This window comes from Streptosporangium sp. NPDC049078 (assembly GCF_040648855.1).
Classification (GTDB): domain Bacteria; phylum Actinomycetota; class Actinomycetes; order Streptosporangiales; family Streptosporangiaceae; genus Streptosporangium.
The window spans coordinates 351,385-374,125 of record NZ_JBEZEL010000004.1; the positions used below are offsets into that span (position 1 = coordinate 351,385).

Below are 22,741 nucleotides of genomic sequence, written 5' to 3' on the forward strand. Positions count from 1 at the left end.
GCAGACAGTCCCGTGGTCGCCCGGCAGATCCGACGGTCCTCCCCATCGTCGCGGTCCGTCAAAGGGGCGGTGGGGCCTGCAGCAGCCGGGTCGTGTAGCCGGCCCACGCTCCGGTGTACGGATGGGCGAGCACCAGATCGAGGGTGCGGCGGGAAACCTGCTCCACCCGGTCGGGTAGCTCCCAGGCGCGGTCCGGATGCGGCAGGGGACCCATGAGGTCCGGCCGCTTCTTGACTTTCTCGTCAACCGCACGAAGCAGGAGCAGGCGCCGGCTGTGTTCGGCCTGCCGGATCCCGCGGACCGCGCGAGGCGTCGCCTGCCCGTGCGTCAGTTGATCGAAGTCGCGCCGGGGAACCTTGTGCGTTCGGAAGTCCAGGTCATCAAAAGGATCTTCTGCCTGCATGGCAAGCCTTCCTACGTGATCGACTGCGGCGAGCCGAGGGTCGGCCAACTCCGGTTGCGTTCGAGCAGGAGGTCTTGCTTCTGGTTGGGTCCTCGGCTTCCTCAACGACATGTGGCAGGGCCGGTCCGAGTGCGGCAAGGGGCATTCCTCGCAGTACCGTCAGTGAAACTCTATCGAGATCAAATAGCTCGGATTCGAAGGCGGGTTGGGCGTTATCAAGCGGGTTCATGTGACGGATCCCCTTTACTGGTCCCCTTTACTGGCCCGACTGTTCGAGCGCGCCATTGACATCATGGCTCATGGTTTGCCGTTCAGGAAGGGCGCTTTTTCCCTTACGTGGTCCGCGGTGCCCGTCAAACCCAATGAGACATCAGTTCACTTTTGTGGTTCGTGGTGAGGTATTGGCCTGAAGGGGCGTGAGTGACCTATTGATCCACACCCTGGCGGGCAGCGACGGCGGGTAGGGGCGTCGACCACGGAACCGTTCGGGGCGGGCCAGGAAGGCCGCGTTCAGCGTGGCGATCCGCTTGGCGCGGATCTTGACGGCGGTGCCGTCGTGCACGGACGCCGGGTCATGCATCGCGATGCCCGAATGACGATGCTCATTGCTGTAATAATCAAAGAACTGTTCGCAGAAGACACGGGCGTCTTCGATCGAGCCGAACCTCCCGGGGAACGCCGGTACTACATTCGCAGATCTTGAGGTAGGGGGTCGCCTCGGCTGCGGTAGTGGCTGATCAATGCCCGGCTCTGATGAACGAGTCTGAAACGCAACCAGGACAGCACATGGTCGACAGCGGTGGTGGCGGGAATGAGTAGACGAGCCAGGACGCAACCTTTTCGGCGCCGCTGAGGGCCAGGCTTGGCCCCGCCCACCGGTCGGTCTTTCGCCACCGCTTTAAGTAGAAGTCCCGGGGATCAACTGCTCCAAGCAAGGTAGGGGGCCTCCGGAAGAGGATCAGGACCGGCGTGGAGATCGGAGATCACTTGCTCGACCACCGACGGTAACTGCTCAAGGCCGGAGACCACGTGCACTCCGGGTTTCTTCGCGTACTCCCGAGCCCAGTCGTGTTCCACCCGGAGGCGGCGATCGCCTCGACCTCCCGGGGGCGCTGCATCTGCCTGGCATCGTTGGTCAGGATGACGTGGAATCCTTCGGCCACCTCTCGGGGGTAGAGGGTTTCGTCCCGAGTCCCGGACCAGCGGTCGAGATCCAGCAGATGGACGATCTCATGCCCCAGAACGAAGGCGTTGATGGCCTGGTGGAGCGGCCGGGACACGTTCTCATCCAGCAGCAGCCTCACGTGATTCCTGGGGGGATCGTAGCTGTTGACGTAGTCGGCGAAGTCGGCGGCGTCCAGAGCCGCCGTAGGGGTGACGCTCGGGTAGTACTCGGAGATCCGCTCCGGAGGGAGCCCATCTCGAAGGAGAGCGGCGACCTCGTCATAGGGAACGCGAGTGCCCTCGATCACCGGCACCCCGCCGCGAACCGCCGGATTCACCGTCACATACGCGCGGGGCCGCAGCAGCGGCGGGATATGCCTGCCGTCGCGGTAGAACGGCCGCAGGACATCGACCATCTCGTGGATGACCACGTTGGCTTTCCTGCGTACCAGGTCGACCGCCTGGTCGGACTCGGCCAGGTAGATGCTGCTGCCGTCGGCGACCAGCGTGTATGACGAAAGGTGATCGTGCTCCTGCAAGTCGCCGCGGAGGGTGTCGAGCGCCCGCCTGATCTTCTGCAGCGAGGCGTCATTGCACAGCTTGACGCAGGTCCGTAACGCCACCACATCGCGGAAGGAATAGAGAACGGGCCGGGTGCCGGAAATCTCCGGGATCAACACCGCGCCACGGTTGACGCCGGCCTTACGCCAGTGGGCGAGCTGACGGAGCGTGGCCCCCGACAGCGCCGCCGCCAGTCTCGGGTCGAACGCCATCACCCCTCCCCCACTCCGTGATCCGAGCCCTGCCCGAGACATCATCGCAAATCTCGCCTGGCAGGTCAGGAACTATGCTGCTTCGCCTCCGTCGTTTCAGAAACTTCCAGCGGAGCACGGATGTCATCCTGAGGACACCGACGCGCACCCGAGACTGCCAGTCGATAACGCACGCCCCGAAGCCTGTCACAGGCATGTTGCCGTCCCCTCTCAGGAACGGCACTCTTCACAACGGCGCGGCCGACAGACAGCACTTCGACAGCCCAATCCGCGACCGTGGCTGGTGCCTCGGATAGACCTTCAAGCGGCCGGATCCGCAAGGGAGCCGTCCTTGATGCCGCTGATGAAGGTTTGCCACTCAGTGGAGGCGAAAATCAGCGCCGGCCCGCTCCGGTCCTTGCTGTCACGAACACCTACACGCCCTCCGTTCAAAGAGGCCACTTCGATGCAACTGCCACCATTCCCACCACTAAGGCTGCTCTTTCGCCAGACTGCCCCAGCTATTTCTTCGTGGAACACTTTGCCCCTTTCAGTGGTTATAGGTCTTCTTTTGCAAGCTTCGCGATCATATCGATTGAATCCCGGGGATCGAGAGCCGAAGCACGCAGGTGGTCATATGCCAACGTATATGCCCGAATCTCTTCCATCTTCTCCAGATAGAGGCTTCCGGTCACGTACTCCAGGTAGGTGACTTCACTCGCTCCATCGGAGAAGGACAGGATGGCGAACGATCCGAGCATCGCCGCATGAGCGCCAATGACGTAGGGCAAGACCTGGATGGTCACATTCGGCTGAGCCGAAATGTCCGCGAGGTGCTGGAGCTGCTCTTTCATGACACGGGTGCCACCGACGCGGCGACGCAGAGCGGCCTCGTTCACGATCGCCCAGAAGTTCATGGGCTGCTCGGATCGGGTGATGACACTCTGTCGGGCCATGCGCAGGCTGACGTGCCGCTCTATCTCGTCGGGTGCGTCGGTCACCCGTGCCGCCCGGTAGATCGCGCGAGCGTAGTCTTCGGTCTGGAAGAGTCCGTGAACGAGTTCGGGTTCGTAGTTACGAAGTGACGACGCCTCCGCTTCCAGCCCTACGTAGACCTGGAACCACTGCGGGATCACATCGCTGTAGGCATGCCACCACCCTCGCTCCTTCGCCTGTTTCGCCAGCTGGACGAGCGCGTCGTACTCAGCGCCCTCACGGAGTCCGTAGAGCTGCAACATGGCCCGGACGTCGTTGACGGAGATCCGCAGCGTCCCGCCTTCCACTTTGGTCATCCTCGACGTCGACCAGTTCAGATGATCAGCCACTTCCTCCTGCTTGAGGTCGGCCGCGGTGCGGAGTTGTCGCAACTCCTGCAGCAGTCGTCGATGGCGGACGGTCGGCGAGAAGCTGGCCATGGGTCTCCCTCCCAAGACACCTGTTTGATCACACATCGTAATGAATCTTTAACTGGTTGTGCGAAAGTGCTTGCAGGTTCAGATTTGCAGGTGCAGATTTAGCACATGCTCGCTCACCGAGAGTGATGGTACGTCGCAATCGCAGGCTTTGTAGCCCGTTCCGCGTAAGCCGCAGACCCATCACGCCCAACGCCGAGCGGCTTCAGGATCGACGGAGGGATGACAGGAAGATGAAGATTCGTGATCTTCAAGGGTGGGGTGGTGAGTTGCTGGAGTTGGCCTGGGAGTTGAACGATCTCGGGTTCGACTCCGTGGTCCGGCTCTCGCCCGGCCGTCGGCCGAGTGTGGAGATCTTCATGCCGCCAGGGCGGTCGAGGGTCGTCGCCGCGCAGCGGGGCCGTACCTCGGTGTTCACCTGGGAGCGGATCTCCGCCCGCGCGAACCGTGACCGGCAGGGCCGGAGCAGAATGCGGATGGCGGCGGAGCGACTCCTGGAGGTGGCGCGATGAGGATGCCGGAGCCGCTGGGCCGGGCCGACCTCCCTGCCGAGGTGGAGTCCGTTCCCCTGGCCCGCCGCTACGTCCGCGACCTGCTCGACCGCATCGACCATAAGCAGACCGACGACGCGCTACTGCTGGTCAGCGAACTCTTCACCAACGCGGTACGCCATTCCGACTCCGGCCGCCACCCCGACGGCAGGGTCTCCGTCGCCGTCACCAACCAGGATGGAACGCTCCATATCGACGTCAATGACGCCGGATCACCTGGACAGACGCCCCGCATCTGCTCCGACGTTGACCCAGACAGCAGCGGCGGACGCGGCCTCTGGCTGGTTCAGGAACTGTCCGCCTCCTGGGGTTGGTACGAGACCCCGACCGGCCGGGTGGTCTGGTTCCAACTCTCCGAGACCTGACCACTGCGAAGGTCGGACCTCCGGTTCATCGTGGCCCGCAACCAACCCAGGCAGGCGGATGACCACGACGTCCCAGACGCTCTCGATGGCGAGCGAGACACCTGGAAGGGCAACCAGAAAATCCCCTCCCCTCGCCCGATACCCCCTGCTCCAGCAGCCGCCGGGACACCTTGATCCCTGCCGAAGCCTGTCCCCCGTGCACTGGACTCCGCTCCACCCAGGAACCGTCCCGGCGAGCCGCCCTGGCTTTAGAGGTGAATCCTGTCGGCCGGGGCCGTAAACGCCCCACGACACCGGCCGACGGATCAGATCACTCGGGGGCGTAGGCCAGGTTGGGCCGCAGCCAACGCTCCACCTCGGCGAGATCCAAGCCACGCCGCACGGCGTAGTCCTCGACCTGATCCTTGCCAAGCCGCCCCACGGTGAAGTACCGCGACGACTCGTGGGCGAAGATCAACCCGCTCACGCTCGCGGCCGGGGTCATCGCGAAGGACTCGGTCAGGCCCATGCCGAGGCGGTCGGCGTCCAGCAGGTCGAACAGCTCCCGCTTCTCGCTGTGGTCCGGGCTCGCGGGGTAGCCGAGCGCGGGGCGGATGCCGCGGAAGCGTTCGGCGTGCAGGTCCTCGATGAGGGGGTCGGCGTCCGGCTCGAACCAGCCACGCCGTGCCTGCAGGTGGATGTGCTCGGCGAACGCCTCGGCGAGGCGGTCGGCGAGGGCCTTCACCATGATCGAACGATAGTCGTCGTTCTGGGCCTCGTAGCGGGCCGCGAGCTCCTCGGCGCCGTGAATCGCCACGGCGAACCCGCCGAGGTGGTCTCCGGCCGGGGCGATGTAGTCGGCCAGGCACCGGTTGGGCCGGCCTTCGGGCTTGGCCGTCTGCTGGCGCAGCATCGGCAGGCGAAGGCCGTGTTCGAGCACGATGTCGTCGCCCTCGGAGTGGGCGGGCCAGTAGCCGTAGGCACCCTTGGCCTGGAAGCTCCCCTCGGCGATGATCTGGTCGAGCATGGTGTTGGCGTCGTCGAAGAGCTCGCGGGCCACCGGCTGGTCGAGGATCGCCGGATACTTGCCCTTCAGCTCCCAGGCGAGGAAGAGGAACTGCCAGTCGATCATCTCCCGCAGCACGGCCAGGTCCGGCTCCACGACGCGGATGCCGGTGAAGTCGGGGACGGGCAGGTCCTCGAAGGAGACCTTCTCGGGGTTGGCGCGGGCCCGCTCGACGCTCAGCAGCGGGGTGCGCTGCTTGTTCGCGTACTGCTCGCGCAGGCGTTCCTGGTCGGCGCGGTTGCTCGCGTCCAGTGCCTCGGCGCGGTCGGCGTCCAGCAGGTCGGAGACGACGCCGACGACGCGGGAGGCGTCGAGCACGTGGACCGTGGGGTTGTCGTAGGCGGGGGCGATGCGGACCGCGGTGTGCTGGCGCGAGGTCGTGGCGCCGCCGACCAGCAGGGGCAGCTTCAGCCCTCGGCGGCGCATCTCCTCGGCGACGGTGACCATCTCGTCCAGCGACGGGGTGATGAGGCCGGAGAGCCCGACGACGTCGGCTCCCTCGGCGACGGCGGTGTCCAGGATGACCGAGGCGGGGACCATCACCCCGAGGTCGACGACCTCGTAGTTGTTGCAGCCGAGCACGACGCCGACGATGTTCTTGCCGATGTCGTGGACGTCGCCCTTGACGGTGGCGAGCACCACCTTGCCCTGACCCCGGCTGGTGTCGAGGCGCCCTTCCAGCCGCGCCTGCTCCTTCTCCGCCTCCATGAAGGGTTCGAGGTAGGCGACCGAGCGCTTCATCACCCGCGCGCTCTTGACCACCTGCGGCAGGAACATCTTGCCCGACCCGAACAGGTCGCCCACGATCTTCATTCCGTCCATGAGCGGCCCCTCGATCACCTCCAGGGGACGCTTCCGCTGCTGCCTGGCCTCCTCGGTGTCGGCCTCGATGAAGTCGACGATGCCGTGTACGAGGGCGTACGACAGGCGTTCTTCCACCGGTGCCTCGCGCCAGGCGAGGTCCACGACGCGGCGGGTGCCGGACCCGCTCACCGTGTCGGCGAAGGCGACGAGCCGGTCGGTGGCGTCCTCACGCCGGTCGAAGATCACGTCTTCGACGAGTTCGAGCAGGTCGGCGGGGATGTCCTGGTAGACCGCGAGCTGCCCGGCGTTCACGATGCCCATGTCGAGGCCGGCGCGCACCGCGTGCAGCAGGAACGCCGAGTGCATCGCCTCACGCACGATGTCGTTGCCTCGGAAGGAGAACGAGAGGTTGGAGATGCCGCCGCTGGTCAGCGCTCCGGGGCAGCGCTCCTTGATCAGTGGCAGGGCCTCGATGAACGCCTTGGCGTACCCGTTGTGCTCGCTGATGCCGGTGGCGACGGCGAGCACGTTGGGGTCGAACACGATGTCCTCGGCGGCGAACCCGGCCTCACTCGTCAGCAGGTCGTAGGCGCGGGCGCAGATCGACACCTTGCGCTCGACGGTGTCGGCCTGTCCCTGCTCGTCGAAGGCCATGACCACCACGCCGGCGCCGTAGTCGCGGATGATCCGCGCCTGCTGCAGGAACGCCTCCTCGCCCTCCTTGAGGCTGATCGAGTTGACGACGCCCTTGCCCTGCACGCACTTGAGACCGGCCTCCAGCACGCTCCACCGCGAGCTGTCGATCATGACCGGGATGCGGGCGACCTCGGGCTCGGTCGCGATCAGGTTCAGGAAGGTGGTCATCGCCTGCTCGCTGTCGAGCAGGTCGGCGTCCATGTTGACGTCGAGCAGGTTGGCGCCGCCGCGTACCTGTTCCAGCGCGACGTCGACGGCGCCCTGGTGGTCGTCGGCCTCGATGAGGCGCCGGAAGCGCGCCGAGCCGGTGACGTTGGTGCGCTCGCCGATCATGACGAACCCGGTGTCCGGGCCGATCTCGAAGGGCTCCAGGCCGCTGAAGCGGGTGCGGGCCGCGGGTTCGGCCACCTGGCGGGGCGGCAGGCCGGACACGGCGGACGCGATCTTCGCGATGTGCGCGGGTGAGGTCCCGCAGCAGCCGCCGACGACGTTGACCATTCCCGCCCTGGCGAACTCGTCGAGCAGCGCCGCGGTCTCGTCCGGGGTCTGGTCGTAGCCGCCGAACGCGTTGGGCAGGCCCGCGTTGGGGTGGCAGGCGACATAAGTGTCGGCGAGGCGCGCGAGCTCGGCGACGTGCGGGCGCATCTCCTCGGCGCCCAGCGAGCAGTTCACGCCGACCAGGAGCGGTTCGGCGTGCCGGATCGAACTCCAGAACGCCTCGACGGTCTGTCCCGACAGCGTGCGCCCGCTCAGGTCGACGATCGTCACCGAGATCCACAGCGGCAGGTGCGGGGCGACCTCGCGAGCGGCGGTGATCGCGGCCTTCACGTTGAGCGTGTCGAAGATCGTCTCGATCAGGAGCAGGTCGACCCCTCCCTCGGCGAGCGCGCTGATCTGCTCGGCGTAGGCGGCGCGGACCTCGTCGAACGAGACCGCCCGGTAGGCGGGGTCCTCGACGCGCGGGGAGAGCGACAGCGTGACGTTCAGCGGGCCGATAGAGCCGGCCACGAAGCGCCCGCCCGCCTCGTCGGCGGCCTGGCGGGCCAGCTGGGCGCCGCGCAGGTTCATCTCCCGCACCAGCGACTCCAGCCCGTAGTCGGCCTGGCCGATGCTGGTGGCGGTGAAGGTGTTGGTGGTGGTGATGTCCGCGCCGGCCGCGAGGTACTGGCGGTGGATGTCCAGGATGACGTCGGGGCGCGTCAGGTTCAGCAGGTCCGGGTCGCCGGTCACGTCGCGCGGATGGTCGAGTAAGCGATCGTCGCGGTAGTCGGCCGGGGTGAGCGAGGCCCCCTGCAGCATCGTGCCCCAGGCTCCGTCGAGCACCAGGATTCTTTGCCCGAGAAGCTCGCGCAGTGCCCGCGCGCGGGCCTCGGCTCCCTGGGTGCCGTCCGCGGAACGCGCACCGTCACCGGATGTGTGCGAGGCGGAGTCATTCTCGTGCTCGCCGGCGTGCTTCAAGGATCCGTTCATCGGTCCACCTCCCTGTTGTGGGAGGCGCCCTTACCGGAAGATCAGGGCCGAGCGTGGCGGACCCGAGCCCGTTGCAGCGCCTCTCGACCTTGAGATCAAGGGTACCGAGGGTTGAGACGAGACGCCAAACAACAGTCCACTATTTGAAAAGCCCCTGCCCACATACCCTCATGAAACGCCCCGAGCGAGCGAGGACGGCCGTCAGGGGCCGTCCTCGGCCGCGATCAGCCACGGTCGTCGACGGCCCACCGCGAAGAGACAGGTGCGGCCGGTGAGCCTCCCACCTCCGCGAACGACCGATCAGGCCGATCACGATCGGGTGGAGCACTCACCGGCCGCGGGCACTACTTGGTGATCGTGATGGTGTCGACGTCGAACAGCGAGCCTGAGCCGCCGCTGAAGGTGAGGAACAGCGGCCCCGAACCCGTCGCGGTGAGGGTGGTGGAGATGGTCCTGAAGGTGTCCCAGCTGCCGGTGTTCGGCACGGTCACCGTGCCGAGCACCGTCCCGGTCTGCGAGCCCGCGCGCACCCGGATGGTCCCACCGGCACCCGCCGAGGAGACGCGGGCGCTGAAGGTCTTCGCCCCGGAGACGTTGACCGACGAGTATCCGACCCAGTCACCGTTTTCGATGTAGCCCACCGTCCTGCCGCCGCTCGCCGTGCCGTGGTTCGCCGGCTGCACGCCGAAGTTGGAGGTGTAGGACTCCCCCTCGACCGTGATGCTGGTGCCCGAGGTCCTCGGGCTGCAGTCGGCCGTCACCTGCCCGGCCACGTACCTGATGCCGCCGAGCAGCAGGCTGCGGAAGGCCGATTCCGCGTAGGACTGGATGGTGTGCCCCAGGCCCGTGTAGAACGAGCGGCCCGAGCCCTGCGTGCGGCACCAGGTGATGGGGTGGTCGCCGCCCATGCTGCCGCCGCTGTAGCTGCCCTCGTCGAGGTTCTGCAGGACGCGCACGTTGGAACGGGGGTTGGTGCCGTAGTTGTACCACTCGTCGCTGCGGCTCCAGGTGGCGCCGAGGTGGGAGGTGGCCGGGTGCGTGTTGTCCTCGGTCCGCACGGTGGCCTGCTGGATCGCGGGGTGGCTGCTGAACCAGGCGCCCACCAGCTGGCCGTAGTAGGCCCAGCCGTACTCGGTGTCGGCCGCCGCGTGGATGCCGAGGTAGCCGCCACCGCCGTTGATGTAGCTCTCGAACGCGCTCTGCTGGGTGTTGTTGAGGACGTCACCGGTGGTGCTGAGGAAGATCACGGCCTCGTACGTGGCCAGGTTGGCCGTGGTGAAGGCTCCCGCGTCCTCGGTCGCGGTGACGGTGAAGCCGTTGGCCGTGCCCAGATCCCTGATGGTCTGGATGCCGGTCGGGATGGAGTCGTGCCGGAATCCGGCCGTCTTGGAGAAGACCAGCACGTCGAACGGGGCGGCGGCCTGGGCCGCGCCGGGGACGAGCACGGTCGCTGCCGCCGTGAGGGCCGCCGCGGCTACCGCGAGCCCGCGTGCGATGAGACTACGCATCGCTGTCCTTTCGGGTACGTGAGAATTCCCGGCGCGGCGAAGTGCCGCGCCGGGGATCCGTCACTTGGTGATCGTGATGGTGTCGACGTCGAACAGTGAGCCGGAGCCACCGGTGAAGGTGAGGAAGATCGCCCCTGAGCCCGTCCCGGTGAGGGTGGTGGTGACGTTCTGGTAGGTCTCCCAGCCGCCGGTGACCGGTACCGCCACCGAGCCGAGGATCGTCCCGGTCTGCGAACCGGCACGGATCTGGATGGTGCCGCCCGAACCCGCCGAGGAGATGCGCGCGGTGAAGGTCTTCGCCCCGGACGCGCTCAGCGTGCTGTAGCCGGCCCAGTCGCCGTTCTCGATGTGGCCCATCGTGTTTCCGCCACTGGCTCCGGCGTGGGCGACCGACTGCACACCGGAGCTGGAGGTGTAGGCCTCCCCCTCCACCGTGGTGCTGGTACCGCTGCTACCGGTGTTCAGGGTGAAGGCGTCCAGGTCGAAGAGGTTGCCCTGGCCCGTCGCGCCCTTGAAGACGAGGAACAGCGTGGTGGTGCCCGAGGGAACGTTGCTCAGGTTGGCCGAGACGTCCCTGAAGGTGTCCCAGCCGCCGGTGACCGGCACGGTGACCGTGCCCAGGAGCGTGCCGGTGGCCGATCCCGCCCTCACCTCGAGCGTTCCGCCGGCACCGCCGGAGGAGACGCGGGCGGTGATGGAGGTCGCGTTGCCGAGCGCGTACGGCGTGAAGGAGATCCAGTCGCCGTTGTCGATGAACCCCGCGGTCTTGCCGCCCTCGGCCGTGGCGTGGTCGGCGAGCTGGACGCCGGACTGGGCGCCGAAGTGCTCGGCCTGACGGTGGCGGGGCTGCAGGGTGCGTGTGCTCTCGGTGGTCAGGCCGGCCTTGTCGGTGTAGCTGGCGACGAAGACGCCGTAGATGTTCGCGGCGCTGTCGTGCTCACCGTCGGTGGGGACCGCGATGCTTCCCGAGCAGCCGGTCCTGCTGGTGATCTGGTGGGCGTGGCTGTCGTGGCCGAGCAGGTAGGTGACCGTGACCTTGCTGCAGTCGATGGTCCCGTCCTCGGGGTCGCTCACGTTGACCTGGAAGGGCACCGTGTCACCGAAGGAGAACAGCTGCCCGTTGACGGGCTGGGCGAAGTTCACCGTGGGCGCGGTGTTGCCGACCGTGATGGTGACGTTGGCGGTGCCGGTCAGCCCGCCGGGGTCCCGCACGGTCAGTGTGGCGGTGTAGGTGCCGTTGGTCGTGTAGGTGTAGGTGGGGTTGGCCGCGGTGGAGGTGGCCCCGTTGCCGAAGTTCCACGAGTAGGTGAGCGCGCCGCCCTCAGGGTCGGAGCTGCCGGCCGAGGAGAAGGTGACGGCGAGCGGCGCGGCCCCTGAGGTCTTGTTCGCGGCGGCCCTCGCGATCGGGTTGCGGTTGCCGCCCCCGATGTACTCGATGCGGTAGAGGGCCTGGTTGCCCGAGCCGGTGCCGTAGTCGAGCACGTACAGGGCGCCGTCGGGGCCGAAGGACATATCCATGACCTGGGTGCCGGTCCACGGGAAGGCGGAGATCTCGCCGGGCGCCCCCGAGGAGGTGACCTCGATCGCCTTGATCCAGCGGCGGCCGTACTCGCCGGCGAAGAACCGTCCGTTGAGCGTCTGGGGGAACTTGACGCTTGAGTTCAGGTTCGCGTCGTAGCGGTAGACCGGGCCGCCCATCGGCGACTCGGAGCCGCTGCCGAACTCCGGCGGCGATCCGGCGTCGCCGCCGTAGCGGATCCAGCTGGGCTTGGCCGCGGGCAGGGTGGTCAGACCGGTGTTGCGGAACGAGTTGTTCGTCGGGCCTCCGGTGCAGTTGTACTTCGCCTGGGAGGGGCCGGACGGGAAGGTGTACTCGTTGTAGGTCTCGGCGGTGGTGTTGGTGCCGGTGCAGTACGGCCAGCCGTAGTTGCCCGGGGCGGTGATGCGGTTGAACTCCACCTGGCCGGACGGGCCGCGGCTGGAGTTGCTGCTGCCGGCGTCCGGCCCGTAGTCGCCCAGGTAGACGATGCCGGTGGCCTTGTCGACCGACATGCGGAACGGGTTGCGCAGGCCCATCGCGTAGATCTCAGGACGGGTCTTGGCCGTGCCCGGAGGGAACAGGTTTCCGCTGGGGATGGTGTAGGTCCCGTCGGCCTGCGGCTTGATGCGGAGCACCTTGCCGCGCAGGTCGTTGGTGTTGGCCGAGGAGCGCTGGGCGTCGAACTGCGGGTTGCGGTCGGTGCGCTCGTCGATGGGGGCGTAGGAGTTCGACTCGAACGGGTTGGTGTCGTCGCCCGTGGTCAGGTACAGGTTGCCCGCCGCGTCGAAGTCGATGTCACCGCCCACGTGGCAGCACTGGCCACGGTCGTTCGCCACCTGCAGGACGACCTTCTCGCTCGCCATGTCCAGGGTGTTGTCGGTTTTGAGGGTGAACCTGGAGAGATTCAGGTGCCCCTTCCACTGGTCGAAGGTCGCCGCGCTGCCGGTAGTGGGCGCGTCACCGCTCGGGGTGCTCAGCCTGGGCGAGTAGTACACGTACACGTAGCGGTTGGTGGCGAAGGCGGGGTCGGCCGCGATGCCCTGCAGCCCCTCCTCGTCGTGCGTGTAGACATTGAGCTTGCCGGCCGTCGCGGTGCTCCCGGCCGCGGTCGTACGGCGGATCGTGCCGTCACGGGCCGTGTGCAGGACCGACCTGTCGGGCAGCACCGTCAGCGACATCGCCTCGCCGAGTGAGCCGGAGCCCCTGGCCAGGGCGACCTGCTGATAGTCGGAGGCCGGGATGTCGATCATCGCGCGGGCCGCCGCGCCGGTGGCCGATCCGGTGACCGCCTGGGCCGTCGATCCGGTGGCCGCGACGCCGGTGGTGATGAGCAGGACTGCGGTCAGCAGCCTGGCCCACGGCCGAGGGCGTGGGGACATGGAGGGTCCTTTCCTGACTTGGGGGGACAGTCAGGCAAGGCGCGCGCCGCCGCGCTTATGCCGCCGGCGGCGTTGTCAGGCGCTGCCGGTGATACCAGGGTTCGTGCGGTGGTGCGGTGATACCGGATTCGTGCGGTGGTGCGCGCGTTCTCGGAGGGTGCCGTCTCCGAGAACGGAACCGTGAAAACCAACGATGCCGCGACAACCAACAATCTGGTTTTTCGCGACCCGCTGCACGAGTTACAGATTTTTAACACGCCGGAAATTGCCTGTAAACCCCCTGTCAAGGCTTCCCAGGTCAGGCCCACCGACGCGGAAACGTCCGAACCACCCCCCTTCCATGCGGCGGATCCTTCGATGAGATCGGGGCTGCGAGCCGACGCGACGATCATCCGGCGCTCAGGATGAAAACATATTCGTGCCCGTTTTTCTTGCGCTCCGCATCGCCGCGGGTCAGCGGCCTTGTCCGATCCGGTCCGGCGGTTAATCATCACTCCGCGTCAACCGAAGTCACCCGCGGAAAGCGGGTCAACGCAGGCCGTTTCTGTTTCTGTAGTCGTTCCATACCTGTACGCAGTAGGCGTGGCGCCAGTCCGTGGAGGACAGATGACGGCAGGCGTAGCCGGCGCTGATGCCGCCCCCGGACGACGGCCTGCTCCTGGAGGCCGAGGGCGGCGGCGACCCGGTGGCCGGTGCCCCCGTCCTGCCCGCCCGGGGCTGTGCCCCGTCCTCCCGCGCCTCGGAGCGCGACCGTCCCGCCGTCCCACCGGCGTCCCTCGCTCGGCGCCCGGCGCTTCCGTCCCCTCGCCCGCCGCTCGCGTTCCCCCGTCCCGCACCGGCCTTCGACGCGGCCCCGCGCCCGCTCTCCTGCCCCGCGCCTTCTTTCGCCCGCCCCGTCTCCGCCCCGGCGGCGGCCCGCGCGGAATCGCCCTCGCGGTGCCGTGCGTGCCGCTCGGCCGGCTTCTTGGCGGCTCCTGCCCGCTCCACCCGCTCGACCCACTCGTTTCTGGCGTCCCTGGCGGAGGAGGGGGCGCGGTCCGCCGGGAGCACCCCCACCGGGGCGGGGGCGGAGACCTTCCCGTTCCCACCGCCTGCCGCACCGGCCCTCTCATGGCCCGGCCTCTTCCCTTCCCCGCGATCCCCACCCCGCGGGGCCTTCGCGTCCGGTCCCGCCCCTCCCTCGGAGGCTCTCCCTCTCCGGACCTTCGCGTCCCCTCCCTCGTCGCCCTCGCGAACCCCCGGCGGGGTCTTCGCGTCCACTCCGGGGGCTCGCGAGGCGGTGATCACCATGTCGTGCCCCAGGAGAACGCCCTCCCCGGAAGACGCGGGCGACGTGCCCGCGGTGGGAACGCCGTCCCACGGGGACCATCCCGACGACCAGACGCCGACCCCCGCCGCGGCGAGGAACCCCGCGATCAGCGCGGGCCTCAGGAGTTGGTCGCGCGACAGACGCGACCACGGCCGCCGCCACGGACCGGGAGGCGGGGGCATCGAGAACGGCCTGCTGTCGAGGTATGACCGGGAGTCGCGGACCGGCGAACGGGGGGCGACGCCACCGCTCGCCCCGTCCCACTCGTCCTTGCGGTGCCGCGCGGGTCCGCGCGGCACCGTCGCCTCTTCCCACTCCGGCCACTCCGACGGCTCAGGAGGAGAGGGCGGCCCTACGGGCGCCCGGGACCCTGGAGGCCGCACGGGGCGCGGAGGCTGGGCCGGCTCCGGCGGCTCAGGGGGATCCGGGACTCCGATGGCACTCGGCGCCTCTGGGGCGTGCGACGGCTCGGAAGGCGGCTGCCCGGCGGACGGCGACGGCTGCCGGGGCGGCGGATCGCCGTACGGCATGCGCCCTCGCGGTCTCGCCGTGAGGCCGTGACCGTGAGTCCGATCATGCTCATCGTGCATCTCGCCTCCCGTCCCGCGGTTCGCCCTCCCACCCTGGCAAAATCACACACTGTATGCGGCCCATGACAGTACGGTCTTACCGATCCGTTATCAGCAGCAGGCCGCAAAGACAAAGAAAAGCGATGAAAGACCGACCCTCCACGGTCACCGGTCGCGCCGGTCGACCACGTTCGTCGGTTCCTCTCGGCCGGTGCGGAAAAGGTTCGCCGGGTGCTCCTCGTCGGCGTAGCCGAAGGAGACACCGCAGACGATCATCCGGTCGTCGGGAATCCGGAAGTGCGCGCGCACGGTGTCGGAGTGCATCGCGATCGCGCCCTGCGCGACCGCCGCGATCCCCAGGCTCTCGGCGGCCAGCAGGAGCACGGATACGTACGCGCCGCAGTCGATGTAGCCGTAGGGACCGAGTGACCGCTCCGATGTGATCACTGCGACATGGGGCGCGCCGAAGAAGCGGAAGTTCTCCATGCCCTGGCGCCTTCGCGCCTCGAAGTCCTTCCGGTCGATCCCCAGGCTCTCGTAGAGCCCGTGGCCCGCCTCCCGCCGTCGTATCCGGTAAACGCCCCGGTACTCCTGCGGTTGTGGAATGTCCGAACTGCCGTCACGAGTCGAGGCCGCCTCGTACAGCACGGTACGGAACCGCTCGGTCGCCTCACCACTGGTGAGGATCACCTGCCATGGCTGGGAGTTGCACCAGGAGGCGGTGCGCTGGGCGAGGGCGAACATCCGCTCGATCAGCTCCGGCGGCACCTGCTCGGAACGGAAGGCCCGGTGGCTGTGGCGTCCGGCCAGGATCCGCTCCAGCACATCGTCGAGTCGAGCGGGCTCCCCGCCCTCCGCCGACACACCACGCTCCCCCTCGTTGACATTCATGGCCCGCAACTCGACCCGACTCCTATCCGGCCTGCTTCGCCAGTTCCTTGCCGACAACCATGCGCTGGACCTGCCCGGTGCCCTCGAAGATGTCCAGGATCTTCAAGTCCCGGTACCACTTCTCCAGCAGCAGGTCCGTACTGGCCCCGTCCGGGCCGAGGATCTGCATGCAGCGGCGGACGACGCGTTCGGCGGTGCCCGGCGAGAACGCCTTCGCCGCGGAGGCCTCCAGCCTGTTCGGCAGGCCCTGCCCGCGCATCCACTGGGCGCGGCGGCACATCCGGCGGCCCCGTTCCAGCGCCGCCGACATGGCGTCGAGATCGTCCTGGATCGCCGACCAGCGGTGCGGCCTGTAGCCGTGCCGCTGATCGGCCAGCACCTCGACGGTGACGTCCAGGGCGGCCTGGGCGATGCCGATGGCCATGCTGCCGACGTTGGGGCGGTTGTTGTTGAGCACGCTGAGCGCGCCCAGCCGCCCACCGCCCGCGGTGCCGTCGGCACCGGGGACGTAACCGAGCCGGTTCTCCAGCGGGATCCGGCAGTCGTCGAAGCCGAGCTGCGAGGTCTCCCAGGAACGCAGGCCGAGCTTGTCCTCGTTGGCCCGGATGATCTCGAAGCCGGGGGTGCCTCGCTCGACGACGAACGCCTCCGACGCGGCGGCGCCGCGCGCCGGGTCCGTCGTGGCGAACGCGACGACGAAGTCGGCGGAGGCACCGTGACTGCAGAAGATCTTCTGGCCCTTGAGCACCCAGGTGTCACCGTCACGAACGGCCCGTGTCTGGATCATGCTGGTGTCCGAGCCGAACTGCGGCTCGGTGAGCGCGAAACCGGTCGTGCCACCACCGCTGATGATCGGTTCGTACCAGCGCTTCGACTGTTCCTCGGTGCCGAGCATCCGCACCACGATGTGGGCGATGCCGCCGCCCATGCAGTGCATGGCCCAGATGTCGCCGTAGTTCAGCATCTCGTACTGCACGAGGCCACGCATCAGCTCCCCGTCGGGGAAGGTAGGCAGATCCTCGGGGTGATCGGCGGCACCGGCCGGAGCGGTGTTCTTCGACAGTGGCACCGGGCAGGAGTCGATGATCTCCTTCCAGTTCGCGGGTGGCTCGTGGTCGGTGTCGGCCTTGCGGGCGTGCGGGCGCACCATCCCCACCGACCACTCGCGCAGTTCTCGCTCGTAGCGCCGCAGCTCCGGGCTGAGCTCCAGATTCACCATGTGTGGCTCCCTCAGACGGCCGGCGCGAACCGGGTGAAGCGTGGATCACAGTCGATCGTCGACAGCAGGGCGGTGCAGCGGTACCAGAGCTCGACCGGGTGGTCGGTGAGGAACCCGTGCCCGCCGAGCATCTGGATCGCGTCGCGGGTCGCCGTCGTCGCCGCCGCGTGGCATTCGGCGACGGTGCGGCCGACCTCGTCGGCGAGCCGGTCGTCGTCGAGCCCGTCGAGTACCGTCGCGATGCTCCACAGACCCAGCCGGGCCGCGTCGAGCTGCATGTGGTTGTCGGCGAGGGTGAACGACACCCCCTGGAAGGAGATGATCGGCCGGCCGAACGCGACGCGTTCGGTGGCGTAACGGGTGGCGTACTCGCGAGCCCGGGTCGCCCCGCCCAGCGCGACGGCGGCCGGGAGCAGCCTGGTCCGCGCGACCGCCTGGGCGAGGGTGACACCGTCGGCCTCGTCGCGCAGCAGCGTGTCGGCGTCGACGGTGACGTCGAATCGGATTCGGGTCAGCCCGGCACTGGACATCGCCAGATGGCCCTGGGCCGGCGCGTTCGCCACCTCGATGTCGGCGAGTGCGACGACGGCGGCCCGCAACACGTTCTGTTCAGGGTCACGGCCCACCACGATCACATGATCGGCCCCGCCGCCCAGGGCGACGGCGACCTTCTCGCCGCGTACCAGGTAGCGGCCGTCGGGCATCCGGGTGATCTCTGTGTCATAGGCGCGCGGAGAGGGCTCGAAGCGTTCGTAGAGCGCCACCGCCGGCGCGGCGGCCGAGCCGGCGGCGGCCCCTGGCAGGAAGCGCCGCCGTTGCCCGGCGGTGCCGAGCAGGCTGAGCAGCAGCGCTCCGCCGCCGGTGAACACCTCCGCGCCGACGATCGACGGATCGCCGTGAGCCAGTGCCTCGACGCCGATCAGCTGGGCGTGGGTGTCGGGGACACCGCCGCCACCGAACTCGCTGTCGACGACGCAGGTGAAGCCCATGTCGCGCAGGTGCCCGGCCACATCGGCGGGCACCTGCCCGGTCGTGTCGACCTCGCGGGCGACCGCGTCGAGCCGGCCGAGCGCGAGGCCGCGCGCGGCCTGCCGCATGGCGACGACCTCGTCGGGCAGGGTCAGATCGAACGACGCGCTCACCGGCCCGCTCCCCCGCGCAGCAGCATCTGCGCCACGCTGCGACGCTGGACCTGACCGGGGCCGAGCATGGCGTCGGTCATCTTGATGTCGCGGTACCACTTCTCCAGCAGGTGCCGCTCGGAGGCGCCTTCCGCGCCGACGAGCTGAAGGCAGCGCAGGACGATCGACTCGGCGAGTTTCGGTGTGACGGCCTTGGCCTCACAGGCCGTCGCGGCGGCGTTCTCGCCCCTGTCCTTGAGCCAGGCGGACTTCAGCGCCAGGCGCACGACGTCGTCGAGGGTGTCGTGCATCTCGGCGAAGTCGGCGCGGATGCGCGTGAGCCGCGCCGGGGAGTACTCCTCGGCTCGTTCGTCGATCCACTGCTCGGTGAAGCCCAGGCAGCCTCGGGCGATGCTGGTGCCCCAGACGGCGCAGGTAGCCCGGTTCTTCGAGAAGACACCGAGGGCGGCGGCGACGCCGGGGGCCTCAGGACCGCCGACGCAACGGTCGAACGGGATGCGGATGTCGTGCAGTTCGAACGTCGCGTTCCGGATGAACCGGAACCCGATCTTGTCTTCCTTGTCGGTGGTGACGTCGAACTTCGCTATGTCGTCCCTGTCGAGGATGAACGCGCGGACCCCGGCACTGCCGGCCTCCGGGTCGATCGTGGCGAGCAGCACGATCCACTCGCATTCGAGCAGGTTGGAGATGAAGACCTTCTTGCCGTTGAGCACCCACTCGTCGCCGTCGCGCACGGCGGTGGTCTGGATGCCGGCCAGGTCGGTGCCGCTCTGGTCCTCGGTCATGGCGATGGCGGTGAGCACGTGCTCGCCGGTGCACCACTTCTCGACCTGCTCGGGCGTGCCGATGAGGTTGATGAAGTCCTCGGAGACGGTGCCGCCGTGCAGCATCTGCCAGGCCCACGAGTCGCCCTGTGACAGCGGTTCGGTCATGAAGACCGACAGCACGTTGGGGCCGAACTCGATGTCGGTCTTCAGGGTGTGGGCCCGGTCGACGTACTCGTCGTCTCGCAGGGTGGCGAACCCGACGGGGGCCACGTCGAGCGGACAGGCCTCGATGACCTCGGGCACGTCGGGGTAGATCTCGTTGGTGTCGGCTTCGCGCGCGTACGGGCGGACGACGTCGAGCGACCAGCGGCGGGTCAGCTCGACGAGTTCGACGGTCTTCTGAGAGGGTTTGAGGGAGATCGCCATCGCTGAATTCCTTTGCTCCGCAGGGATCGGTGGTCGCTTCGCCGGTCGAGAGGAGGAACCTCAGGCCGCTTCGATGACGGGGACGTTGTGGTGGAGCACGTCGAAGTCGACGGCCGAGAGCACACCGGCGTCCCGGTAGCGGGCCTCGGCGAGAAACTGCTGGCTCAGGCCGCGCCAGCCCATCGTGTTGCAGGCGATTCGGGCGGCCTGGGTGCCGGCGGCGCAGGCGGCGGCGACGGCACGGCCGACGCGGCGTTCCAGTACGGCTCCGGTGTCGAACTCGGCGAGCCGGGAGGCGAGGTCCCAGATCTGCAGCCGGGCCCGGCTGAGCGCGATGCCCGCGTCGACCAGCGGGAACATGACTCCCTGGTTGCGGCCGAGGGCGGCACCGCGCACCTTGCGTCCGGACACCCACTCGGCGGTGGTGTCGACGGCGGCCTGGCCCAGTCCGATGGAGACGGCGGGGACGAGCAGGCGCTGCGTGTTGAACGCGCGCAGCACGGTGAACTCCTCGGCGCTCGCACCGATCCGAGCGGTGGCGGGCACCGTCGCGCCGTCGACGCGCACGGCCGCGGAGGCGACCAGGCCGAGGGCGAGCTTGCCCTCCTTGCGGTCGTCGCGTTCGACCTGCACACCGGCTGCCTCGACGAGGAAGGCGGCGGAGGCGTCGTCGTCGGTGCGGCCCGCGAGCAGGACGGCGGAGGCGTCGGCGCCGTGCGACACCGGGTCCTTGCGGCCGGTCAGCGACCACCGGTCGCCCTGCCGTTCCGCGCGCAGCCGGTACTCGGACGGGGCCCGGCCGTAGCCCTCGTACAGACCGAGGGCCACGTCACCGAAGGCCCGCAGGGCGCCGACGCGCTCGACGGCGGCGCTGTCGCCGAGGGCCGCGGCGAGCAGTTGCGCCTGGGCGGCACCGATGATCTCCAGTGCGGTTCCGGCGTCGGCGATGGCGAGTTCCTCGGCGACGAGAACGAGGCCGACCGGGTCCAGCAGCACGGAGCTGCCGTCGGCGACGGCCTCCGGCGTCGCCCCGGCGGCACGGCTCAGGTCGGTCCTCAGATCGGCGGGGAGCCTCCCGGTGCGGTTGACCTCTCGGGCGATCTCTCTGATCCGGGGGCGGAAGCTGCGTAGTTCCTCCACCGCGCTCTGCTGGGCGGCGGTGGGTGAAAGATCGAACATCGGCGTTTCACATCCTTCGATGACGCGGGGGGATAGTTCGGAGGTCGGGCGGGTGTCCTCGGGATCGAGGTCAGGAGGTGGGGCTGGCCTCCAGATCCGCGCGCAGGATGGATCGGCCCGAGTAGTGTGGCGCCAGCGGGGCGTGCTCCTCCGGAGGGAGTCGCTCACCGGTGACGAGCCGGTTCCACTGCCGCCACCAGGTGCGCATCTGCAGTTCGTCGGAGCCGGACGGGTCGGGCTTCGCCATGCCGCGGGAGATGTCCGACCAGGACAGTTCCTGGAAGGCGGCGAAACCTCGCTGGCAGGCTTCCAGGGCTTCGACGTCGTCAGGGGTGGCGAGGCCGCCCGGCCCCCAGAACGTCAGATAGTTGTCGAGCCGCTGACGCCTGAGGTCGTCGCCCTCCTCCGGCGGGACCAGCTCCCAGCCGGTGACCTCCATGTGGTCCGGTGCCAGCGGGTCGATCTTGCGGATCACGACGCCCATGGTCAGGTCGATGACCACCAGGTTCGGGAAGATCACCAAGTTGCGGGCGCCCTCCATCCTGTCGACCCAGGCGTCGCCGTGGATCTGGCGCAGCCGCCCGAGCCGCTCGGCCTTCTCCCGCCGGCCCTCCTCCGACAGCGGCCGGCCGAACGTGTCGAGGGCGGAGACGGCCCCGGCGATGACGGCGTGGCCGTTGCCCAGGTCGATCGCCGAGGACTTGCCCAGTGCCGAGCCGTCGAGGCTGCCCCGGGCGGCCTTGACCATCTCGAAGTAGCGCTGATGGGCGGTGACCGCGTGGTAGCCGTCGTAGCTGTTCTCGACGAGCAGCTTCCAGTTGGCCCGGACCGAATACTCGTGGGTGCCCTCGATCACCTGCATGCCGACCTCGGACTGGTCACAGATCAGGTCCAGGTATTCGGCGGCACCGGCCAGGTAGGTCTTCAGGTCGACGATGTCGGGGTCGAAGGAGACGAAGACGAACCCGCGGTAGGAGTCGATCCTGGGGGCCGCGGTGAGCGACGGGCGTTCGAAGTCGGGGCCGTAGGACTGGTCGCCGGGCAGCGACACCATCTCACCGGAGATCGAGAACGCCCAGCCGTGGTAGAAGCACGTCATGAATCGGGCGTTGCCCTTCGGCTCCCGGCAGAGAAGGGCACCGCGGTGCGGGCACGAGTTGATCCAGACCTTGATCTCACCCTTGTTGTTCCTGGCGAAGATCAGTGGCCGTCCACCGACCGAACGGGTCTTGAAGTCGTTCGGCTTGGACAGCTCGGACTCGTGACCGACGTACAACCAGGTGTGGTTGAAGATCTTCTCTTTCTCGAGCCTGAAGACCTCCGTGTCCACCATCACCGACCGGTGGACCCTGAATCGCGGTTTGGTCCGGTCATCGTCGATGTACATGGAAACTCGATTCTCCAATCGTGCTCCGGGCTCGGCGGCGGTCATTCGTTCGCCTGCCGCCGTGCCCATGCCAGAGCGAGCTCGGTGGGTCGCGGGACGACCCGGAGGTTCAGCCACTCCATCGCCCTCTGCCAGGAGTCGAAGGAGGCCGCGTGATCGACCGCGTCGCGATCGTCGAGGTGCGGCCACGCCGACCCGTCCGCGTAGCCGACCACCCGCGTGTACACCGGAGCGTCCGCGCGCAGCCTGCGCCGCAGATCGGCCAGCGTGCCGGCGGCCTGTGTCGCGGTGCCGGCGAACAGTCCCAGCCAGGGGACGCGCATGACCGCGGGCCGGTCGAGCAGATGGAGCGCGTGAGCGGCGACATCGGCCGCCGCCGACGAGATGCTGACGACGGCGCCGAGATCGAAACCGAAGGCCGCGGTGAGGGCCACTCGCGCGCCGGTGCCGTAGCCCAGGACCCCGACCTGCTGGTGTTCCCAGCCGCGCTCGGCGAGAACATCGAGCAACGCGCCGATGTCCGCGCGGTGATCCCGCTCCGCCGTGTCGCCGTCGATCTCGGCGACCAGCGGTTCGTACCCCTGCATGAGCAGGTCGTTGGCGACGGCCTCACTGTCCGGGCCGAGGTCGCCCGCGTCGCACAGGACCAGCGCGGCACCCCGGAGGGCACCGCCCAGATGGATCTGTTCGGCCCGGATGGTCCGGGTCCCGACGACGACCGTGCGTCGCGCCGGCTTGATCCGGATCAAGGCGTCCACCTTCG

At 68.5% G+C, this 22,741-nt stretch carries 19 protein-coding genes; 3 read left to right on the top strand and 16 right to left on the bottom strand.

The genetic code is table 11. From position 1 onward, the window contains the following. Positions 1–58 precede the first annotated feature (58 nt). The 5 genes from AB0B90_RS08650 to AB0B90_RS08670 all read right to left on the bottom strand — a co-directional run bounded on the left by AB0B90_RS08650 (position 59) and on the right by AB0B90_RS08670 (position 3,734). Complete coding sequence (locus AB0B90_RS08650) at positions 59–403, bottom strand: hypothetical protein (protein WP_362902845.1); 345 nt, start codon at positions 401–403, stop codon at positions 59–61. 370 nt (positions 404–773) lie between these two features. Beyond that, positions 774–965: a hypothetical protein gene (locus tag AB0B90_RS08655; RefSeq protein WP_350948759.1), complete on the bottom strand. Its 192-nt coding sequence runs from the start codon at positions 963–965 to the stop codon at positions 774–776. A gap of 421 nt (positions 966–1,386) precedes the next feature. Next, positions 1,387–2,340, bottom strand: a complete 954-nt coding sequence (locus AB0B90_RS08660; protein WP_362921695.1) for a DUF433 domain-containing protein — start codon at positions 2,338–2,340, stop codon at positions 1,387–1,389. A gap of 300 nt (positions 2,341–2,640) precedes the next feature. Then, on the bottom strand, positions 2,641–2,859 hold the full coding sequence (locus AB0B90_RS08665; RefSeq protein ID WP_350948762.1) for a DUF397 domain-containing protein: 219 nt from the start codon (positions 2,857–2,859) through the stop codon (positions 2,641–2,643). Positions 2,860–2,876: 17 nt separating this feature from the next. Continuing rightward, the gene (locus tag AB0B90_RS08670) at positions 2,877–3,734 is read right to left on the bottom strand and encodes a helix-turn-helix transcriptional regulator (protein ID WP_362921698.1); all 858 of its coding nucleotides are present in this window, start codon (positions 3,732–3,734) and stop codon (positions 2,877–2,879) included. Between the two features lie 230 nt (positions 3,735–3,964). Between AB0B90_RS08670 and AB0B90_RS08675 the strand changes: the two genes are divergently transcribed. Together AB0B90_RS08675 and AB0B90_RS08680 are read left to right on the top strand one after the other, a co-directional pair. Further along, positions 3,965–4,243: a hypothetical protein gene (locus AB0B90_RS08675; RefSeq protein WP_362921700.1), complete on the top strand. Its 279-nt coding sequence runs from the start codon at positions 3,965–3,967 to the stop codon at positions 4,241–4,243. Next, positions 4,240–4,647 (top strand): ATP-binding protein, encoded by a 408-nt coding sequence (locus tag AB0B90_RS08680; RefSeq protein WP_362921702.1) that lies wholly within the window; start codon positions 4,240–4,242, stop codon positions 4,645–4,647. The genes AB0B90_RS08675 and AB0B90_RS08680 overlap by 4 nt, the downstream gene beginning before the upstream one ends. Positions 4,648–4,957: 310 nt before the next feature. On the opposite strand, the gene metH is transcribed toward AB0B90_RS08680, so the two are convergent. From metH to AB0B90_RS08695, 3 genes are all read right to left on the bottom strand, one after another. Then, positions 4,958–8,662, bottom strand: a complete 3,705-nt coding sequence (metH, locus tag AB0B90_RS08685; RefSeq protein WP_362921704.1) for a methionine synthase — start codon at positions 8,660–8,662, stop codon at positions 4,958–4,960. A gap of 344 nt (positions 8,663–9,006) precedes the next feature. Continuing rightward, positions 9,007–10,170 (bottom strand): ThuA domain-containing protein, encoded by a 1,164-nt coding sequence (locus AB0B90_RS08690; RefSeq protein WP_362921707.1) that lies wholly within the window; start codon positions 10,168–10,170, stop codon positions 9,007–9,009. 60 nt (positions 10,171–10,230) lie between these two features. Continuing rightward, on the bottom strand, positions 10,231–13,089 hold the full coding sequence (locus AB0B90_RS08695; RefSeq protein ID WP_362921709.1) for a carbohydrate-binding protein: 2,859 nt from the start codon (positions 13,087–13,089) through the stop codon (positions 10,231–10,233). A 135-nt stretch (positions 13,090–13,224) separates the two neighbouring features. Here AB0B90_RS08695 and AB0B90_RS08700 point away from each other — a divergent pair, with 135 nt between their 5' ends. Beyond that, positions 13,225–13,497, top strand: a complete 273-nt coding sequence (locus AB0B90_RS08700; RefSeq protein ID WP_350948769.1) for a hypothetical protein — start codon at positions 13,225–13,227, stop codon at positions 13,495–13,497. A 120-nt stretch (positions 13,498–13,617) separates the two neighbouring features. Here AB0B90_RS08700 and AB0B90_RS08705 read toward each other — a convergent pair whose 3' ends face one another. From AB0B90_RS08705 to AB0B90_RS08740, 8 genes are all read right to left on the bottom strand, one after another. Then, positions 13,618–14,697, bottom strand: coding sequence for a hypothetical protein (locus AB0B90_RS08705; RefSeq protein ID WP_362921712.1), 1,080 nt, complete (start codon positions 14,695–14,697; stop codon positions 13,618–13,620). Positions 14,698–15,132: 435 nt separating this feature from the next. Next, complete coding sequence (locus AB0B90_RS08710; RefSeq protein WP_362921714.1) at positions 15,133–15,858, bottom strand: nitroreductase; 726 nt, start codon at positions 15,856–15,858, stop codon at positions 15,133–15,135. A gap of 22 nt (positions 15,859–15,880) precedes the next feature. Beyond that, positions 15,881–17,077: an acyl-CoA dehydrogenase family protein gene (locus AB0B90_RS08715; RefSeq protein ID WP_362921716.1), complete on the bottom strand. Its 1,197-nt coding sequence runs from the start codon at positions 17,075–17,077 to the stop codon at positions 15,881–15,883. Between the two features lie 11 nt (positions 17,078–17,088). Further along, entirely contained in the window at positions 17,089–18,219 is a 1,131-nt protein-coding gene (locus AB0B90_RS08720; protein ID WP_362921718.1) for an acyl-CoA dehydrogenase family protein, read from the bottom strand. Continuing rightward, the gene (locus AB0B90_RS08725) at positions 18,216–19,412 is read right to left on the bottom strand and encodes an acyl-CoA dehydrogenase (protein WP_350948774.1); all 1,197 of its coding nucleotides are present in this window, start codon (positions 19,410–19,412) and stop codon (positions 18,216–18,218) included. The genes AB0B90_RS08720 and AB0B90_RS08725 overlap by 4 nt, the downstream gene beginning before the upstream one ends. A gap of 60 nt (positions 19,413–19,472) precedes the next feature. Further along, on the bottom strand, positions 19,473–20,591 hold the full coding sequence (locus AB0B90_RS08730; protein WP_362921720.1) for an acyl-CoA dehydrogenase: 1,119 nt from the start codon (positions 20,589–20,591) through the stop codon (positions 19,473–19,475). Positions 20,592–20,661: 70 nt separating this feature from the next. After that, entirely contained in the window at positions 20,662–21,978 is a 1,317-nt protein-coding gene (locus tag AB0B90_RS08735; protein ID WP_350948776.1) for an aromatic ring-hydroxylating dioxygenase subunit alpha, read from the bottom strand. Positions 21,979–22,019: 41 nt separating this feature from the next. Beyond that, positions 22,020–22,736, bottom strand: a complete 717-nt coding sequence (locus tag AB0B90_RS08740) for a hypothetical protein (RefSeq protein ID WP_362921723.1) — start codon at positions 22,734–22,736, stop codon at positions 22,020–22,022. Positions 22,737–22,741 lie beyond the last annotated feature (5 nt).

What these genes read in the sequence shown, in the direction of transcription:
- AB0B90_RS08650 (WP_362902845.1), bottom strand. Translation starts at nt 403, where the DNA reads ATGCAGGCAGAAGATCCTTTTGATGACCTGGACTTCCGAACGCACAAG.
- metH (WP_362921704.1), bottom strand. Translation starts at nt 8,662, where the DNA reads ATGAACGGATCCTTGAAGCACGCCGGCGAGCACGAGAATGACTCCGCC.
- AB0B90_RS08715 (WP_362921716.1), bottom strand. Translation starts at nt 17,077, where the DNA reads ATGGTGAATCTGGAGCTCAGCCCGGAGCTGCGGCGCTACGAGCGAGAA.
- AB0B90_RS08670 (WP_362921698.1), bottom strand. Translation starts at nt 3,734, where the DNA reads ATGGCCAGCTTCTCGCCGACCGTCCGCCATCGACGACTGCTGCAGGAG.
- AB0B90_RS08730 (WP_362921720.1), bottom strand. Translation starts at nt 20,591, where the DNA reads ATGTTCGATCTTTCACCCACCGCCGCCCAGCAGAGCGCGGTGGAGGAA.
- AB0B90_RS08735 (WP_350948776.1), bottom strand. Translation starts at nt 21,978, where the DNA reads ATGTACATCGACGATGACCGGACCAAACCGCGATTCAGGGTCCACCGG.
- AB0B90_RS08690 (WP_362921707.1), bottom strand. Translation starts at nt 10,170, where the DNA reads ATGCGTAGTCTCATCGCACGCGGGCTCGCGGTAGCCGCGGCGGCCCTC.
- AB0B90_RS08710 (WP_362921714.1), bottom strand. Translation starts at nt 15,858, where the DNA reads ATGAATGTCAACGAGGGGGAGCGTGGTGTGTCGGCGGAGGGCGGGGAG.
- AB0B90_RS08695 (WP_362921709.1), bottom strand. Translation starts at nt 13,089, where the DNA reads ATGTCCCCACGCCCTCGGCCGTGGGCCAGGCTGCTGACCGCAGTCCTG.
- AB0B90_RS08675 (WP_362921700.1), top strand. Translation starts at nt 3,965, where the DNA reads ATGAAGATTCGTGATCTTCAAGGGTGGGGTGGTGAGTTGCTGGAGTTG.
- AB0B90_RS08725 (WP_350948774.1), bottom strand. Translation starts at nt 19,412, where the DNA reads ATGGCGATCTCCCTCAAACCCTCTCAGAAGACCGTCGAACTCGTCGAG.
- AB0B90_RS08680 (WP_362921702.1), top strand. Translation starts at nt 4,240, where the DNA reads ATGAGGATGCCGGAGCCGCTGGGCCGGGCCGACCTCCCTGCCGAGGTG.
- AB0B90_RS08660 (WP_362921695.1), bottom strand. Translation starts at nt 2,340, where the DNA reads ATGGCGTTCGACCCGAGACTGGCGGCGGCGCTGTCGGGGGCCACGCTC.